This is a genomic window from Gardnerella sp. KA00255 (assembly GCF_049244095.1).
GTDB lineage: Bacteria > Actinomycetota > Actinomycetes > Actinomycetales > Bifidobacteriaceae > Bifidobacterium > Bifidobacterium vaginale_F.
In genome coordinates, this window is sequence record NZ_CP058374.1 from 1,082,444 (window position 1) to 1,101,556 (window position 19,113).

At 39.8% G+C, this 19,113-nt stretch carries 9 protein-coding genes and 1 tRNA gene; 6 read left to right on the forward strand and 4 right to left on the reverse strand.

Annotated elements, in window-relative coordinates; all coding sequences use genetic code 11:
- Positions 1 to 216: 216 nt before the first annotated feature.
- The 4 genes from HXT51_RS04420 to HXT51_RS04435 form a co-directional block, all read right to left on the reverse strand.
- Positions 217 to 1,554, reverse strand: coding sequence for a carbohydrate ABC transporter substrate-binding protein (locus tag HXT51_RS04420; protein WP_103084408.1), 1,338 nt, complete (start codon positions 1,552 to 1,554; stop codon positions 217 to 219).
- Between the two features lie 407 nt (positions 1,555 to 1,961).
- Entirely contained in the window at positions 1,962 to 8,054 is a 6,093-nt protein-coding gene (locus HXT51_RS04425) for an endo-alpha-N-acetylgalactosaminidase family protein (RefSeq protein ID WP_421776260.1), read from the reverse strand.
- A gap of 657 nt (positions 8,055 to 8,711) precedes the next feature.
- Complete coding sequence (locus HXT51_RS04430; protein WP_103084599.1) at positions 8,712 to 10,121, reverse strand: DUF4032 domain-containing protein; 1,410 nt, start codon at positions 10,119 to 10,121, stop codon at positions 8,712 to 8,714.
- Positions 10,122 to 10,341: 220 nt separating this feature from the next.
- Positions 10,342 to 11,469, reverse strand: a complete 1,128-nt coding sequence (locus HXT51_RS04435; RefSeq protein WP_103084406.1) for an ABC transporter ATP-binding protein — start codon at positions 11,467 to 11,469, stop codon at positions 10,342 to 10,344.
- Positions 11,470 to 11,746: 277 nt separating this feature from the next.
- Here HXT51_RS04435 and HXT51_RS04440 point away from each other — a divergent pair, with 277 nt between their 5' ends.
- The 6 genes from HXT51_RS04440 (at position 11,747) to HXT51_RS04465 (ending at position 18,979) form a co-directional block, all read left to right on the forward strand.
- Entirely contained in the window at positions 11,747 to 13,498 is a 1,752-nt protein-coding gene (locus HXT51_RS04440; RefSeq protein WP_421776261.1) for a protein kinase domain-containing protein, read from the forward strand.
- A gap of 295 nt (positions 13,499 to 13,793) precedes the next feature.
- Entirely contained in the window at positions 13,794 to 14,669 is an 876-nt protein-coding gene (locus tag HXT51_RS04445) for a DsbA family protein (RefSeq protein WP_421776262.1), read from the forward strand.
- A 157-nt stretch (positions 14,670 to 14,826) separates the two neighbouring features.
- Positions 14,827 to 14,900, forward strand: a tRNA-Thr gene (locus HXT51_RS04450).
- 644 nt (positions 14,901 to 15,544) lie between these two features.
- Complete coding sequence (locus HXT51_RS04455; RefSeq protein ID WP_415692411.1) at positions 15,545 to 17,104, forward strand: G5 domain-containing protein; 1,560 nt, start codon at positions 15,545 to 15,547, stop codon at positions 17,102 to 17,104.
- A 157-nt stretch (positions 17,105 to 17,261) separates the two neighbouring features.
- Positions 17,262 to 18,173 carry a 16S rRNA (adenine(1518)-N(6)/adenine(1519)-N(6))-dimethyltransferase RsmA gene (rsmA, locus tag HXT51_RS04460; protein WP_421776823.1) on the forward strand — a complete coding sequence of 304 codons (912 nt, stop codon included), beginning with the start codon at positions 17,262 to 17,264 and terminating at the stop codon, positions 18,171 to 18,173.
- Between the two features lie 170 nt (positions 18,174 to 18,343).
- Positions 18,344 to 18,979 (forward strand): LytR C-terminal domain-containing protein, encoded by a 636-nt coding sequence (locus HXT51_RS04465; protein WP_421776263.1) that lies wholly within the window; start codon positions 18,344 to 18,346, stop codon positions 18,977 to 18,979.
- Positions 18,980 to 19,113 lie beyond the last annotated feature (134 nt).

Genomic DNA, 19,113 nt, shown 5'->3' on the forward strand with positions numbered 1-19,113 from the left:
CTTTGTGTGTAAATAAATAACCCCTACTGCATGTAATTACGACTAGCATAACAACCTTGTTATTTCATCTAAGTAACTATTTGAGCAGCCTGAAGTATCAATGCCATTAATTTATAAAAACTAGAAATTATCGGCAAAAGGCGGGCACCAACAGCGGTAACTGCAGTGCCCGCCTATTTTAGGTGAATTAATTCACATGCTTAACGGACGAACTCACTACTGAGCAGCAGCAGCATTCAAAGCGTTGCTTGTATCGTTCAACTGATCAATCCACTGCTTCAAAGTCTTTTGCTTAGATGCAATAGAATCGACAGCGTTGTAAAGATCTTCCTTAATATTCTTTCCTTCTACGGAAGCTGTAGTGGAGAACGATCCTGAAACAGCGTGAACATTTGGCTCGTTATAAGCGTCATAGAAGAACTTCATGCTAGGATCAACCTTATCAGGCATACCCTTGATTGGCTGTACAGCACCGGTCTTTACGAAGATCTCAGCAGCCTTATCGGAGTACAAGAAGGCCATGAACTTCTTAGCTTCTTCCTTATGCTTTGCCTTAGATGGGATCCAGACAGCTTCAATCGTGGTATTGATATGGCGGATTCCATCCTTATTCAAGGTAGGAACTGGAGCGAATCCCCACTCAAATCCATCCATACGAGGAGCATCCTTCATCTCATTAACAATCCAAGTACCGTTTGGCATGAACAGCGACTTGCCATCCAAAATGGACTGCTGATTCTTGGTGAAGTCCTGAGCGTTAGCATAACCAACAGTATTAGGATTGAGGTATTCAGTAACAAGCTTTGTTGCGATGCTTAATACCTTCTTGGCATTATCAGTCTTCCAAACATCCTTCTTGTATGTCATAACATCCTTGAAGAATTCTTGACCACCGATATCAGCAATAAGAGCATTGAAGAATCCATCGAAGTAACCAGCGGTTGGGTAAGTGAACAGCGAAATACCCTTTGCCTTGGCTTGATCGCCGAGCTTGAACATTTCATCCCAAGTTGTTGGAACTTTCCAACCATTCTTCTCAAGCAGAGTCTTATTGTAAACTAAGCCAGATGGCGAGTAATACATTGGCATAAGATAAGTATCACTGTTTCCGTAAGGATTTGTGTACAAACCAATCACACCATCAATAAGCTTCTCTTTAACAGTCTTAGACTCGCCTGGAACTTTGATGTCCAAAACGTCATTCAACTTATCCAAAGCCTTATCCTTTAACAGAGTTTCTGTTAAACCAGAAGGAGTACCCTGGGCAAGCTCAACGATATCTGGATAATTTCCAGCCTTCATACCAGGAGTGATTTCATCTTCAATCTTCTTAGAAGTGACTAAATCAATCTTGACATTTGGATTCAGCTTCTCATATTCTTTTACAACGTCTTTATACATCTGAGAACCATATCCGCCCTCAAATGCAGCAAACTTAAGCGTTACTTTACCGTTGGCACCAGTTGAATTAGTACCGCAGGCAGCAACACCGAGCAACATCGCGCCGGCGCCTAATGCTGCAACAAGACGCGTTATTTTATTAAAACAAGACATCCTTGTACCTCCTATTTATGCCGAACCGGTTTAGCAGCCTTGCTTCAACTGATCGACGTTTGTGTATGTGCTTCCTCACACATTTTTAATTGTACACTATGTTTCCAAAAAACAAAATAAAAAATCAGAAAAGTTTTAATAATATTTTTTACGCTCACATTTAACTAATAACATCAACATTTATAAGGAAAATGACAGGCGATTTTGAAACAAAAATTACACAATTGTAATTTAAAACCATCGCATTTAAACAAAGACCTAAAGCATTATTGGATTCATAATAATCTATCCTTACATAAAAAGAGGGGCAAAAGATTGCTATAATTCACAAACTTTTACCCCTCAAATAACGGCGTAAAGCCGTCATCATTTAATTATGCATTATTTAATTATAGATTATTTAATTATCAGATTGCACGGCGAACGAGAATAGCGCCAGCTGAAATAATCAGCAATACGCCAACAGCGAGAACACTAATCACGTTCACACCACTGTTTGTAAGGTGAGTAGCATTATTTGCTGCACTCTCCTTACTTTCAGTAGCTTTCTTCGTAGAATTAGCCACAACAATATTCGTCCAAGCAATCTGCTTGCCCTTCTTATCAACCAAAGCAACTGTATGCTTTCCAGAATAATCAGCTGGGAACATGGCATCAAACTGAGGCTTGCCGTTAACAATGCGAACGGTTACATACTTTGAACCATCGGCACCCTTAAGCAATCGCGGAGACGAGTAGATGTAGGCATAAGCATACGCAACACCATCACGCTTCAAAGTTTCATAGAACTCAGAATTCGTAATATTGAGCAATACTTTATTTACCACACCCGGCTGCGCAACATTATCATTGCCAACAGTAAGTTTGCCATTTAATTCCGCTTTAAGATGCTGCACGGTTGCTGGAGCTGCAGGAGCAGGAGCAGATTCTGCTGGCTTTACCGAATCAGGAGTAGATTTTGCTGGAGCAGGCTGATTTGTTGGAGCTGCAGGATTTGTTGGAGCCGGCTGAACTGGAGCTGGAGATTGCTCTGAAGGAGCAGGAGCCGGTTTAGCAGGCTGTTCAGCAGGAGCAGGAGCTGCAGGATTTGCAGGAGCAGGCTTCGAAGGAACAGTTTCTACAGGAGGAACCGATGGCACAGTTGGAACTGGCTTAACCGGAGCCGGAACAGATGGCACTGCCGGAGTTGGCTTAACTGGAGCCGGAACCGTAGGAACTGCAGGAACTGTAGGCACTGCAGGTACCGTAGGAGTTGGCACCGCTGGAGCCGGCTTTGCTGGGTCAGGAACAGTTGTAGAAGGATCAACCGGAGCGTTACCATTAATAGATTCCGCAGCCTTAGTTTCCTTCATTGCAGCACGAAGCTCAACAATAGCTTTCTGTACATCTTCAACAGATGCATCAGCATTCTTATCTACAGACTTTGCAGATTCGATTGCTTTTTGCAATGCACTCCACTTATCTGCAGCGTAATCAGCTTCAGAAAGGCCGCCAGCCTTCTTAATAACTGACTTTAGCTCTGTTTTATCAGCAGCAATCTTGATATCTTGAATCTCACGGTTAGTTGTCAAACGCAATTCAGCAGCAGATGCAAATCTATTTCTTTCATCGCTTTTTGCACCGCTAGAAGACAACGCTGTCAAACGTACCTTCTTGACATTTTCAATTTGCTTACCGAAATCAACCTTTTCCCAGTTACCGTTATTCTTAAAAGTACCACTCTTTATTACTGGATTTCCTTCAGTAGGAGTGATAGTAACCTTATACCTTATAATCTTTCCGTTATCTCCACTACTTCTAGGAAGATATCGCAAAGCACTAATAGTCATAGGCTTCTTAAGAGTAAACTCAAACCACGCATCACCTTGATAAACCGCAGATTCATCCCAAGCGGTATGCCACCAAGTATTAGGGTCGTTATCAACAGCAAACTCTGCAGGTCCTTCATTACCATACTTTTCTTGAGCGCTTCCAACAGATATGTCATATTCGTTGCGAGCAACGTCAAACTTATCGTCTAATGGCAAAGCTGGAGCAGTCTTCATAAATGAATCCAAGTACTCAAGAATAGCTACAGCGGACGCAAAGTCTTCGGATTTTGCTCCCTTTCGATTAAGAATAGAGTGAGCAAGTGCCATCTTTTCAACATATGTTCGCTGTGCTGACTCTGCAAAATTCTTACGCTTTGAATCCCACTTCTGCTTAATTTCATTGTATTTATTCTGAGCCTGCTCACGTGTTGTTACAGAATCATCCTCTTTAATCTTAAGATTATCAAGAATGAAATCCCTATAACCGCCAAAGTTTGCTCTAGCAGAATCTGGACTTACACCGCTAGGTAATTTTTCTGCGGTACCTGTTGAGAAAATACCAAACCAAGTATCGCCATCATCTCCACCAATAACAGTGAACTTATGATGCTTTGTAGTACCTTTAGCTTCATCGAGAGGAATCTTTGAAACCTTATCAGATGCAAAATCACCATTGCCAATAGCAACAGCATATGTGCCATTACTACCAGACTGGTAATCAAATTCAACTGTGTACTTTTTACCTGGCTTAAATGTGAAGTTCTGCGGAATTGTGCGATAAACAAGATTATTCTTGCGAACTAAACCGTTTATTTTAACAGACCAATTCCCGCCAAGAACATCATCTACTTCCTTCACATCCCATCCAGCTTGAGTAAATGGAGCGTGCTTTTCAGAAAGATGAATTCTATTGTCTTCTACACGCTCTGATCCAGAGATAACGAATGGCCAAATACCCTGAGCATTATGTTCAAAGTCGTTTTCAAGACCGATTACCTCGCCCTTGGAGTTAAACTTCAAACCTTTATACTCATTTTCAACAACACGAACGTCGTCGAAATAAGTATCTTCAGCGCCAAGATGCTCAAGCTCTAAAGTAGTCTCGCCACTTTGCGGAGCATCAAAGAACACATACATGTTCTGGAAGTAACTACTACCTCCTACTGTTGCAGAACTAGTGTTATGAGAATAAGCTTTAACGTAATTCGCGGCTATGCTTCGCATAGTTGAGTTGCTTGCAAGCACCTTACCACCAGAACGAACTGTCATACGAGCAGCAGCATCAGAACGATTATCAACGCCTACATACAGAGCATAACGCTTACCCGGCTTCAAATCAGTTAGCTTCTGAGTTGCCTTCACTTTTCCTGTAAGTTTAAGCATAGGATTACTAAACTGACTCTTAGCAATACTTGCAGTGCCATTTCCTTCAATATTCCAATTCTTCTTAAGCGATTCTTCACCGCCATTGAATCCGGCATCTACAATATGCATATTTTCACTCCAAGTTACATGCAATTGTTCTGCCTTGGCATCACCCTTGTAAATAACATATGGAGTTTTAGCGAGAGCGTTTAACGTAATTTGTCCATTAGCGACATTTACAACAGTTCGCTCGGTTTTACCGAGATCTGTTAACTTATAAACGCTTACGTTAGCAAGATTTTCCCAGCCATTCGGCAACTTCCATGTAGTTGTACCGCCTACAGTATTCCAGTGGTAAAGCTTTTGCTTTGAATCATCCACAAGTTTTCCTGTATTGACATCCCACATCCACGGCAAAAGATAAGACTCGTTTCCTACACCTTTACCATCTCCAGGCGTTACAGCACCGGTCGCAATTAACTTACCGTTTAATGTAATAGTGCGATTGCGATAAGCAGTTAAGCCAGAATTATTCGATCCGCGCGCAATAACAAGCTTATTGCCATGATTATCTACTAAATCAATTTGCTCGCTACCGTTATTAGTATTACGATCGCGCACAGAAGAAGAATCCAGCGGGCTATTTACCCAACGAGATACCTTGAAATGCTGGATAAACTTAGTGGACAAATCATGCGTGAACAAATTCCTAATGTATGCATCATAATCATTACGTCCTTGCCAGCCTTCGAAGTCCTTCATATTGTATCCACCCAACAGCGGAGCGTTTGCAGCGCCGTAGTAGGTAGGATAATCGCCGATCCAGCTATCTTTTTGATGGTTACGAAGGAAGCGCATAACTTGAGAGTTTTCTCCCTTCATCTTAGATCCACCGTAAGTTAAATCAGCAGCCCAATGTTGGAATGTGGAATCATATTCGTTTCCAGCACCCCATTCAGTAGTCATGCGCCAGCCATTCTTGTTAATCATCTTAGACATTTTGCGAGTTTCCCAAGAATCCTCACGACTGCCAGAAACAAGATTGCCCCAAACGTCAAGATAAATGAAGTCCATATTATCTTTGACTTCTTCCTTCAATTTATCAAAACGCTTTTCACGGGAATTAGATGCTAAATCGTAAATACCGTCTATACCAATACCTTGATCAAGCCAATTCCAGCCATAGCTCAAGCTACTTCCCCTACGGCGAACCATATCTTCAGTGAAAGCTTTAGCTTCTGGATACATTTCCGAAGCATTCACATGTACGCCAAAGCGAGCGCCGTATTTCTTACCCTTTTTCATTAAGGTATTCATATCATCTGCGCCGCCAAGTCGCTTGCCAATATCAGCATAATCTGGGTGACCAGAATCATGACCTTCATTGCCATAACCCTTTAATAGCACTGACTGTCCGAGACCATCAGTATTAAGAGCAACTTTCTTAACATTATCGAGAGTTGTAAGGAATGGATTTTGCGCTTGTCCACCAAAATTCATTGCAATTCGCCATGCAACTAATTCTGGAACTTCTTCATACTTGTACGGATTATTCATAATATCGCGATAGGCGATAGCTCCATCCTGCCACGTAATAGAATTATCACCATTCAAATCGCCAGCAATTGCCACAGACATTTTTGGCATATCTGTTTCTGGAACAGTATATCTACGCCCCTTGCTGTCTTCGACAACTCGATGGTAATACCACGGTGCACTAGTTAACCCAAGCCTTGTTCCTGCAAATTCTGATTTAGTAGATGCAATAACGCGGGTATTCTTAGAACCACCTTCAATTCCAGAATATGCAGCAGTTCCATTATGTTCAGAATTGCTCCAGAGACCAGCACTAAGCTGATTATTTGAAACAAATCCATAAGTGTAATCGCCTTTATCCCTCATGGAATATCCGTTAGTAACTGCAACAGTTTTATCTCCAGGAATATTCGTATTCGAAGACATGCGAGCTCCTGTAAAAGTGGCTCCTTCTTGACTACTGGTTACAGAAACTAAATTATTTCCAGGGAAATAAAGCGTTTGAATAGGATGACTTTCGCCAGCATTATTAACGATTTTTGTGACATTGAAGTGTAATTGATTTGCCTTAACGCTCATATCAACAGTAATTTCTGCATCAATATTTTTATCTGCATTTTTTACCTTAAGAACGTATTGAGCTTTAGTGTTATCGATTTTCTTAAATGTAACGTCAGAATCTTGTAGTTTAACATTTACGCCATTTATAGAAACGGTGCGAATGTCACTGCGCTGGGCTTCCATTATGCGATTTTCAAGCTTTAGCATCTTGTAGTAAGAAACAGCCGGGAAATTCTTATGGAGAACAGCTTCCATATCTTCAGTTTTCAGTGTTTCGGTATCAAATACGCCTGTTTTTTGTAGCGTTATATCACCTAATTTAGAATCTGAATCAGATACTGAAATTTCCTTGGTGAATTCATCGTATCCGTCGGCGATGGCAGAAAGAGTGAATTTACCAGGCTCTAAATCATTAATAGAAAACTCACCATTATTGTTAGTGTTAACAACTTTATTAGCACATTGAACTCTAGCATTTTTAAGAGGAGCATTATCTTGTCCTAAGATTTTTCCAGAAACGCTATAAGTGAGGCTAGGAGCATTAGGATCTCTCACTTCTATATCCGTGATTTCATTGCCGTAGGAACCTGCTTTAATAGCTAATTTATTTGAAAGCTTATCTTTCATGCTTGAGTAATCGACTTGGAGGACAATTCGTCTATCTACGCGAACTACAGCCGTATTTTCACCCCAGCGAATATTTACTTCTGTTTTTCTACCAGCTTGTGGAGGAGCTACGCGCTTGCCTTTAAGGTATTCGCCGTCTCCACCATACCTTTGCCAGAACCATCCTTGATCATCAAATCCTATAAAAAGGCCGCTATTAGGATTTTTATATCCAAGATAGAATCCGAATCGATTCTTACCTCCATCTTCTTTGGTTTTAATAACAGTTGTGAATACTCCAGAAGAATCTGCAAAATTATATTCTGCTTTATTAACAGCTATTGCAGGGTATTGCGAAGGATTTTCTGCCGAATTCCCATTCTGACTGCTGGATTTAAAATGATACCAGCCATACTTTTTTTCGAGTACTTCTCCACCCTTTTTTGTTGATTCATCTAAGGACCAATCAAAATCAGATTGCGGATTTTCTTTTGCAACTGTGCTTATTTGCGATATGGCACTTAAGCCATTAGCCCACGCCGGAGTAGCAAAAGCAAAACTACCTACCAATGGCATTATTGATAGGGTAGCAGCAACAGTGCCAGCCACCAATCGTTTCATATTTTACCTTTTCTACCAGTGAAATTTTTGGATAAAAAATTTTGATAATTAATTAACTTTTATCATTTATTATTGCGAGCTCTTCAATGAGCTCGCTTTAACAATCAACACGAATATGACGAATATTTTAATCACGGTAAAACTGTTATTTTGAGCTTGTACCTCCTTCTATCCATTGAGTTTTGTGCAACTTCGCGCCTTAAACTCACTATGAATAAATATTAAGTAAAAATAATTGTACATGAAGTTTCCAAAAAGTAAAATAAAAAATAAATATTTTTTATACTATTCAGGGGTATTCTCTAATTATTTGTAATATAACAGTGTTTTTTACCTATTACTCTTCTATTTTGGGGAAAAATATTTTAATACTTATTCCTTACTTTTAATATATTTATAAGCCAAAACTGCCACATATTTAGATACTAGAAAATAAATAAGCTACTTCAAAAAATAGGCACAAATTATAACTACGTGAAAATATAGTGAATTATTATAAAATGTGAGAAATTATAAGAAAAATAATCTAATTTAATTAAAAAATAAAAATCTGAAGATGCAATAAGGATAATAAAAGCAGCTACTTTCATATCGTAAATTACGTTTACAAAAATAGCTGCTGTTTTATTAGATAAACTACGGAAAAATTACATATTTTTAGCTTGCCCAGACGCTTGCATCTTGGTCTTCATCTTCATCCGGATTGTATGCAGCTTTCGAATACGTATATTCATCATCAACTACGCCGGAATCAGCATCAGCATTAATCGCAGCAAGCACTCCCTTATCCATCTTGTATTGAGGAAGCACATTCTTAATGTAACTTGTCACCGCATCTTGCATAGAAACATCATGGCCAACTTTCTCAGCCATAAACCAACGGTGATCCAAAACTTCATGGAAGAATTGAGCAGGCTGAATTTGAGATCGGAATTCAGGCGGAATCATGCGGACAGTTGGCTCAAACACTTCGCGCATCCAATCTGTTGCAACAATTTCCAGCTCTTCTCCTTGCCTCCAAGTAGAAGTCCTGTAAGCATCCAAATCATTAAGCAAACGACGAGCTTGATTTTCTTGCACATCTAAGCCTGTTAATCGCAAAAGCTTACGTGATGCATACCCAGCATCTACAACTCGCGGACGAACCAAAACTCGACGGCCATCTTCAGATGTTTTCATCTCAAGCTCATCAACGTCAAAACCTAATTCATTCAAACGATTAACGCGTCGTTCGATACGCCACATTTCGTCAGGGCTAAATTTATCAACGTCTGTAAGAGTACTCCAGAGAGAATGATATCTATCTACCAAACGATTGCCGACGCTAATTTCATCAACTTCTCCAGGCAATAATTGACCGGAACTCAAATCCATTAACTCGCCAATAATATTCGTTCGAGCCAAATCAATATCGTACTCACGCTGGCCTTGAGTCAAACTATTATGCAAATCACCAGTTTCAGCATCAACTAGAAACGCAGAAAACGCATCTGCATCGCGCAAGAACAAAACGTTAGAAAGAGAAACATCACCCCAATAAAAACCAGAAAGATGTAAACGAACCATTAAAACTGCAAGAGCATCAATAAGTCTTTCTGCAGTATCTGGTCTTAAAGTGCGAGCAAATAACGCACGGTAAGGAAGAGAAAACTTTAAATGACGAGTAACTAGCATAGCCTCTAAAGGCTCACCATTTGCATCTTTACGGCCTGCAACAACGGCAAGAGGTGTTACAGTTGGCAATTCCAGTTTCCTCAAACGACGAAGCAATTCATATTCTCGTTCAGCTACTTGCCTAGTGATTTCCTTCATAGCATAAACTTCGTCGCCAACGTGAACGAATCGCACAACGTGCCTAGAAATACCACGAGGAAGATTAACAAACAAATCTTTAGGCCATTGTGAAAGTGGAAGCTCCCACGGAAGCATAAACATTCGAGGGTTCGACACTGCAGCAGTAATTTTTAACGCTGAAGGCTCTTTTTTTGTAGACTCTTCATCCTGAGCCGAAACAGATGTTGCTTGAACAGCACGCGGATCCATAAGAGGAGCTTCATTCCATTCCATATTGTTTAATATACCCATCAGTTCGAATTATAGCTACGCTTTGTATTTGATATTCATATAAGATGCACAAATATTTTAATGCCGTTAAGCAAAATCCCCATACATTAAACAAATAATAAGAAAATTTGCTTTCATATAATGATGTGAAAAGCGGGGCAGCGTTAAGCAAACCCCGCATCACATTGCATTATATTAACATTTCAATCATGCAAAACAGAAATTAGTTCAAGCGCAATTCAGTAGAAGGTGCAAACAAATGCATCTTTGCTGGATCGATCTTGATCTTTACTATATCGCCAACCTTTGGAAGCGCACGAGGATTCACACGAATAGTAGTGAGCTTGTTCTGATCGGACATCATAGTAGATACTTCTGCAGGAGAACCATCAGTTACGATGTTTCCATAGATGTAACCGTCAGAGCCAAGATCCTCAACGTTAACAACATTCAAGGAGAATGCGTTTGGATCGTCTGAAGTAGCCAAGCTTGCATCTTCTGGACGGAAGCCAACAATAATCTGTCCACGATCTTCTGGAGTAAGCATGTTCACAGCTTCCGGAGGCAAAACAATAGAATCTTCACCAATCTGAGCACGGCCATTTACGACTGGATGCTGATTAATGTTCATGGATGGGGAACCAATGAAGCCTGCAACGAAGACGTTTGCTGGACGATCATAAAGTTCTGTTGGAGCACCAACTTGCTGCAAAACGCCAAGCTTAATTACAGCAATACGATCACCCATCGTAAGAGCCTCAGTCTGATCGTGTGTCACGTACAAAGTAGTAACACCGAGCTGACGCTGCAAAGCTGCAATCTGCGTACGAGTCTGAACACGAAGCTTTGCATCAAGGTTCGAAAGAGGCTCATCCATAAGGAAGACCTTTGGCTGACGAACAATTGCACGACCCATAGCAACACGCTGACGCTGACCACCAGACAAAGCCTTTGGCTTACGATCCAAATACTCAGTCAAATCCAAAACCTGAGCTGCCTTCAAAACTCGCTTCTCAATTTCTGCAGCAGGTACATTAGCAATCTTCAAGGCAAAGCCCATGTTTTGTCTAACAGTCATATGTGGATACAACGCATAGTTCTGGAAGACCATTGCAATATCGCGATCCTTTGGCTGCATAGTAGTAACATCTCGACCACCAATGAAGATGCGACCGCGGTTAACCTCTTCAAGGCCTGCCAACATACGTAATGTAGTAGACTTACCGCAACCGGATGGGCCAACGAGCACAAGAAACTCGCCATCCTTAATAGTCATGCACAAATTATCAACCGATGGCTTATCGTTGCCAGGGTAAATACGAGTGACATGATCAAATATAACTTCTGCCATGATATGTTCCTTTCATCGGCAGGTACGTGCCGAACGATCCGTTGTGAAGGGTGTGCACACAAGCCCGCTTCCAACTTCGGCTGAGGCCTTACGCACACATTACTTATCTGGTCCATTGAAGGTTCTCTTCGTTGAGCCATAATCCAATATAACATGTTCGAGGTGACAAAACACCAAATTTTTTATTAACTTTTCTCGGCGTGTCGCAAATAATATAAATAAATACGCATAATTTATGGTTAACAGTAAAGCTCGGAGTAGGTTTACCATAATAACCATGGACGAAATTAGCATGTTCAATCTAAGCCAAGGTCAAAATATTGGCGGATACACACTTATAAAAAGACTCGGCGGCGGTGCTATGGGCTCAGTGTGGAGAGTTAGCGACGACGGCGGCCAAGAATATGCCATGAAAATTTTGCGCGCAAGTATGTGCAACACTGAAGATAACTCAGATAATGATCAAGATCTTGCACGAACGCGTCTACGTCGAGAAGCGATTGCACTGCAACGAATTCACAATAGTGGAGTTTGCTCAATAGTAGACATGGAACTCGATGCGTCAATCGCATTTATAGTCACAGAACTTATTGACGGTTTAAATTTAAAAGAAGATGTATCAGAAAATGGCCCTTATATTTCTGACGATTTAGAAAGACTTGCGCACAAGCTTATTGAAGCTGTTAAAGCAGTACATGCAGCAGGCATTATTCACCGAGATATAAAACCAACAAACGTAATGATTTCAGCCACAGGACCAGTTTTAGTCGATTTTGGAATTGCGATGGGAGAAGGCGAAAGCCACGTTACTAGAACTGGTCTAGTTATGGGAACACCAGGATTTATAGCTCCTGAAATCATAGAAGGCGGAGATTCTGACGAATTCACAGATTGGTGGTCACTCGCAGCAGTTCTAGCTTTCGCAGCAACAGGAAAACCTGTTTTTGGCACAAAGCCTATGATGGCTGTATTAGAAAGAGCTGCTTCAGGAAATGCAAATCTTAATGGCTTACCTCCATTAACTATGGATGCGTTGCGATCTGCATTAAACCCGGATCGCAATAAAAGATGCACTCCAGACGAACTAGAACAAGCTATTGCGAAAGATGCAGAAGATCCTCTTGCTTGGCAGGAGGCGATGCACCCTTTTGATTTAAATAACGACGCTGATTTCGCATATAAATCAGACGCTCCGAAAACAGTTATTTTCTCTAACGATGCTCAAGATTTAGATACTTCACAAACAGTTGATATTTTGAAAACTGCTAGTGTTTCACATGAAACAGTAATATCAGGTACAACGGCTATTGGGAATCTTAATAGCACAAAAAACGTTAGAAAAAGTTGGCAATATACGGCAAATGCTGGCGAAACAAATACTCAGGAAACACTATCGCAGGTAGTACTCTCACAGGAAACGCAATTACAGGAAACGCAATTACAGGAAACGCAATTACAAAATGCGCAACTGCAAGACGCGCAACTAGAACAAACAATAATTCAGCCAATACAAGAAACACTCTCACAAGAAGCGCAAGAAACAAACGCGCAAGAAACAATCCAACCAACACAAGAAGCAACACAAGAAGCAGAATCTGGTTCAGAATCTGAGGCAGATAGCCAATATCAAGAAAATCTTAAACAATTAACTAGCTCATACATGTTCAGAGGAACAATATTCCTTCTTATCTTTATTCCAATACTTCTAGTTATAACCTGTTTATCTTTAACAACATCACTTTGCTTGCACGTATTACTACTACTTATATCGGCAACAGTAGGCTATAACGTTTCATCCCATATACATCGTCAAACAATAAACGGCACAATGCGTAAAGATAACTTCGTACGCATATTTTCAATACCATGGCATTTTATAAAAGCCATAATTTACACAATTCCTTCAATGCTTATAATTCTTTTAACATCAATACTTGGAGCTTATATCTACCCATTTTTAACTCAATCTAATTCACAACTTATTGCATTTTATATTAACCTTCCAGAATGGTTATCAATTAAAACTTGACAATACTATTCCCATCGTATGCTCCAGAAATACTTTCACCTACATCAATCGGCTACACAATAGGAGTCTTAATCGGATGGATAATAATAGCTTTACTTAGAAAATCTGCAATAATTCGACTAGGATTAGGTGCAATATTTAGGTCAAAATAACTTAATCCCGTTGATACCGTACATTAAACTAATGTTCCAAGCTAAATAATTCACTTCCTTACAAAAATAAATACTTCGCAATTGTGTTGCGCGCAAAGGGGATAGCGAAAGAAAAGCAGAAGAAAATCGAAAGGATAGGCAATATGGAAACAAAAACCAACAGAAATCAATTAGTAGCATTAATCGTTACTGTAGTAGTGATTTTATGCATGTTTGTAGGAGTTATTCTCTCTACAACTCTTTCTAATTCAAATCATCCAAAAGAGGTTGCAAAAACACAAGCTCGCGAAGCAGCTAAAAATATTAAAGATTCGGAAAAGCCTATCAACATGAATAAAGATGGCGGTATTCCTATCAGCAAAAACGGATATAACAATCCTGTTAGTGGAGTTCCTACCATTGGCGTTTATTCCGATTCCCTGTGCCCAGGATGCGGAAGCTTCAACCGCTCTGCAGATAGAGAACTTATATCAATGATGGAAGCCGGCCAAATTAACTTGGAAATTTATCCAATGTCATTCCTCGACACTTTGTCTAGCGATCATTATTCCTCAAGAGTTATGGGTGGCATTTACTACATTGCAGATCACGATAGCAACCCACAACATCTTGTTGAATTCATCAACAAGATTTTCGCTGAAAACTTCCAGCCAAGCGAAGGCGAAGATTACAAGCCGGTAAGCAATGAAAAACTCGCTGAGCAAGCTGTGGCAGCTGGCGTCCCAGAAGATGTAGCTAAGGTCGCATTTAACCGTCATTACTTGAAGTGGCAAAAAATCATGAACGGCACAACTCCTGATCGTAAGGAATTGTGGAATGTTAGCGGTTCAAACGCAGGCGCTATGACTACCCCAACAGTCACAATCAACGGAAAACTTGTTGATATACCTGCAGCAAGCAAAAAGAATCTTGAAATAATAGATGCCGTTTTGAAGTCTATTGGATTGAATAAGAAGGATATCGGTTCAAGCACAGTAAAGCCAAAGCTTGACGATTCTCACAAGCCAAATGACTTATAAACATTTATAAATAAATATCGCGCATAAGTATTAAGCAAAGTAAAACATAGCCGTCACGATTTAATACTTTTTAAATATGACACGTGCACACTTGCCACTGGCAGGAGGTGCTGGTACACTAATCAATGTTTTGCTAACGCGTATATTTATGCGCTTTGCCTTCTTAGCTCAGATGGCCAGAGCGGCCGCCTTGTAAGCGGCAGGTCGTCGGTTCGATCCCGACAGAAGGCTCCGAGAATAACTTAAATAATAAAATATCCTAAAATTTCTGCTTGTTTTAATCTTTTTCCCTTTTATTTTGAGAATTAGCACTTATTTTCTGAATTTTTAGCTTAAATTCGCCTATTTTCATAAGCAAAAAATATAACTAAAATATGCGCTGTCTTGATACTGCGATATTTTGCAAATATGCGTTATTAACATGTTGCGCTAGCTTGAATTACAACAATTACGCGTTAACATAGAAAATACGTAAACAATGCATAAATACAGAAGTAGTCTTTTTGCGAGTAAGAACTCGGAAACCTTCCCCCAACTCAGGGTTTCCGAGAATCGAGAGTGGAGCGTCCCCCAACCTGCTCCACCTCGCAGGGGCGGGAAAATCCCCTTCTCTCCCGCCCCTTTTTCATACCCAATATCAGAAGAAATCCAACTGACTCAAGTTGTCTCAAATTAGCCCATGTTAATTCAGGTTGATTAAGTTAATTCGAATATCGCAAATTTATATTATTTTTTGATTTGCAGACTTCATTTTTTCGTAAACTAGCTATATTTTGAAAATAAACACTCTATTTTTGTTTAAAGCCTTTATTTTCAATCGCATTCATATTAATAGTTAGTTATAATTAAATTCTGATTTCGGGAAGTGAGGTTGCATGATACGTCGATGGACCCCAAAACGCTTTGTTGTGTTTAGACGAGCACGAGTTATAGCTTGCGTAATAACTATCGCTCTTATATGCACAGGATTCTTCGTTTTTTCTTCTCGAAAAGCAGTTGCGCTTACTGTAAATGGAAAGTCTAAAATAGTAACTACTTATGCAATGAGCACACAGCGTCTTCTTGAAGAACAAAATATACACGTAAAAACCCACGACCAAGTAATCACATCTTCCGGAGGAATACTCACAGATCACAGCACTGTTACTGTGAGAAGCTCTTATCAAACTACTGTTACTGTTGACGGAGTAACAATACAGTTCTGGACTGTTGCTACAAGCATAGAGCAGCTTATTGGATTCTTTAGAGCAAACGAAAAAAATGCTGAAAAAATAACAGTTAATCTTCAAAATATTTACGACAAACTTTCAGGAGGTTTATCAGTAAATAAAGAAGGTCCAGTAACTGTAGTTTGCGATGGGAAAACAAGAGTTGCACCTAACGGCAAACTTCCAGTTAGCTCTATCCTTGATTCCTTAGGAATTGTTTTAGGCGGAGAAGATCGAGTTACCGTAGAAAACGAAAATAATAAAACAATATTGCGTATATTGCGAGTAACTCACGGACAAGAAAAACGCACGGTAACAATACCATTTGATACGCAAACTATCACAGATACAAATCTTCCTATAGGAACTCGTATTGTACAAACAGCTGGCGTAAATGGGCAGAGAGAAGACGTCTATAACGTCACATACGTTGATGGCAAAGCAGAATCAGCTACTCTTGCTTCTCAAAAAGTTATTAAACCTGTTATAGATTCTGTAGTATTAGTGGGCGGAAAAGCACAAACTAAGCATGCTAATACAAATAAAACTACAACAAAAAATCCTAAACAAAATAATCAGAGTAAGCCTAAAAAGAATAATAAAAATAATTCTGAAAGCCTAAAAGAAAAGACGTCCGAAAATAAGCAAAAAACAAATACTAATAAACAAAATCCTTCAAATAATTCCAATAATAATTCTTCTAACACATCCTCTGAAAACTCTGCTAAAGGCCAGTCTAATGGTCAATCCAATGGTCAATCCAAAGATAAGGGCCAGAGCGATGGGCAGAAGAATGATTCACAAAATACGCAAACTCAAAAGCCTGCAGATAATACAGCAAATGGACCTGCTTCAAACGCTCCAGCTCCAGCTCCAGCGCCAGAAAATAGCAATAGCATGATTCATGCAACTCCTGAACAAGCTAAACTTTATGCAAAGGCAGCTTGCGCACAATTAGGCTGGACTGGAAAAGATTGGGAAGCTTTAGTTTGGTTATGGAATCGCGAATCGCACTGGAGATGGGATGCTGAAAACAAAAGCTCTGGCGCATACGGAATACCGCAAGCTTATCCTGCTGACAAACTAGGTGACGTATCGCGCGGAGGCGGCCCTAACTGGCGAAATGACGCATCTGTACAAATCAATTGGGGACTAAATTACATACTAAATAGATACGGAAGCCCTAGTGCAGCTGTTGAACATTCACGTAAGATTGGCTGGTACTAAATAGCCCAATAAATTAAAAGCAAAATTAACGCTAAAACTAGCAAAGTCAAAAAACAAAGTTAGAAAGCAAAACAAAAGCAAGATAAAAAACAAAAACAAATAAAAAATCTAATAGTTTTTAAATATAAATTGGACGACATTAATTTGATTACATTAACTGGACGGTATTAAATTGACACAATTCAACGATGCGAACGAAGGACAACTACTCGGAGCAGCTGATATAAGAAGAATCGCAGCTGAAGAGGGTATTACTCCAACTAAAAAATTTGGACAAAACTTCGTTATCGACCCTGGTACTGTAAGAAAAATCGTCCATATTTCAGGCATTACCGAAAAAGACACAGTTCTTGAAGTTGGACCTGGTTTAGGATCCCTTTCGCTGGCTATTTTGCAAACTGGAGCAAATCTTACAGCCGTAGAAATCGACCCACCTTTAGCAAAAAGATTACCTAATACAGTTGCAGAATTTATGCCTCAGGCAACTAATAGATTTACTGTGCTATTAAAAGATGCTCTTGAAGTAACGCCACAAGATCTGCCTGCCATTGCTAACGCTGAAACTGTTACTCTCGTAGCTAATCTCCCATATAACGTTGCAACACCGATTATTTTGACTTTATTGGAAAAGTTTAATAACTTGAAGCATTTCGTAGTAATGGTTCAAAAGGAAGTTGCAGACAGATTATGCGCGCAACCTGGAAACAAAGTTTATGGAACCCCAAGCGTAAAACTCGCTTGGTACGGTAATGCAGAAAAAGCTGGTGTTATAGGAAGAAACGTATTCTGGCCTGCCCCAAATGTTGACTCTGCTTTAGTGTCATTCACTCGATACTGCGATAGTAAGGGGAGCGAAGACGAAAGAAAAAACGTTTTTGCACTTGTAGATGCAGCATTCCAGCAACGTAGGAAGACTCTAAATGCCGCTCTAAAAAATCGCGTGCCTCAATCTGCTTATGAGATTGCGAAAATAGATCCGACTCGGCGAGGGGAAACACTTACGTGCGACGAATTTTTTGCTCTTGCAAAAGCAGCAAGTTATACTCAAGTAGCTCTAGGTCATGCATAGTAAGTAAAATGCGGGTAAAGTGATGTGTTTTGCTCATGACTTAAATAACTTAAAAGTATTTCGCAACTGTTGAAATTCAATAACGGAATATATAAGCAAATATGAGCAATACACGAGCATTGGAATATTAGATATAGCAGAAACATTTATACGGATAGATTTGGAGTATCATGGCGCAAAATTACGATGAGCGCATTGCTCGCAAAGAGTTCATGTATCAGAAGACTAAATCCGTAATGTTTACTGTTGGAATTGTCCTAATTGTAGCTACATTCATATCTTTTCTAATTCAGTTTCATATTTTTGGATTAAACGCTCCAAAAGCTAAAAACGATAATCAAAATTATGGCTTCATTGCCCCATGCCCAGTGAGAAGTAAGAATGGGGATAAGATTTCTTATCTAGATTCGCGTATAGTGCGAATTCGCGTGCTAAATGGCACTAAGTTCAGAGGCTTCGCAAGCGCTGTCGGTGAAGCTTTACGACTTCGCGGTTTTAATTTGATTGAAATCGGCAATAACAATACTCAAGGCGTAAAGCGAACAACAATCTACTTTGGGAAAAAAGCTGTAAATGACGCTTATACGTTGAGCAGTAATTTTAACAATGTTATTTTGCGCATGGATGATCGCGAAGATGACCTTGTTGACGTTGTACTTGGATCAGATTTTAGGAATTTGCGACCAAAGGCGGATGTTCCTCCATCTGGCGCAGAAATAGTGCCTATCTCTAATTGCAAGGATGCAGATTCAATTACAAATTTGCCTAAAGCTGCAAAACACAAAGTCGACAATAAAGATAGATAAACACTACATAAGCGCATAAGCATGCGTGTAGACTTACCTATTTTATGAGATTTTCCTAACAAATGTTGCTGAGCTCTCGGAGTTTCTCTTAGAGCAATGTAAAAATCTTGCGATGAGAGAAACTCCGAGAGCTC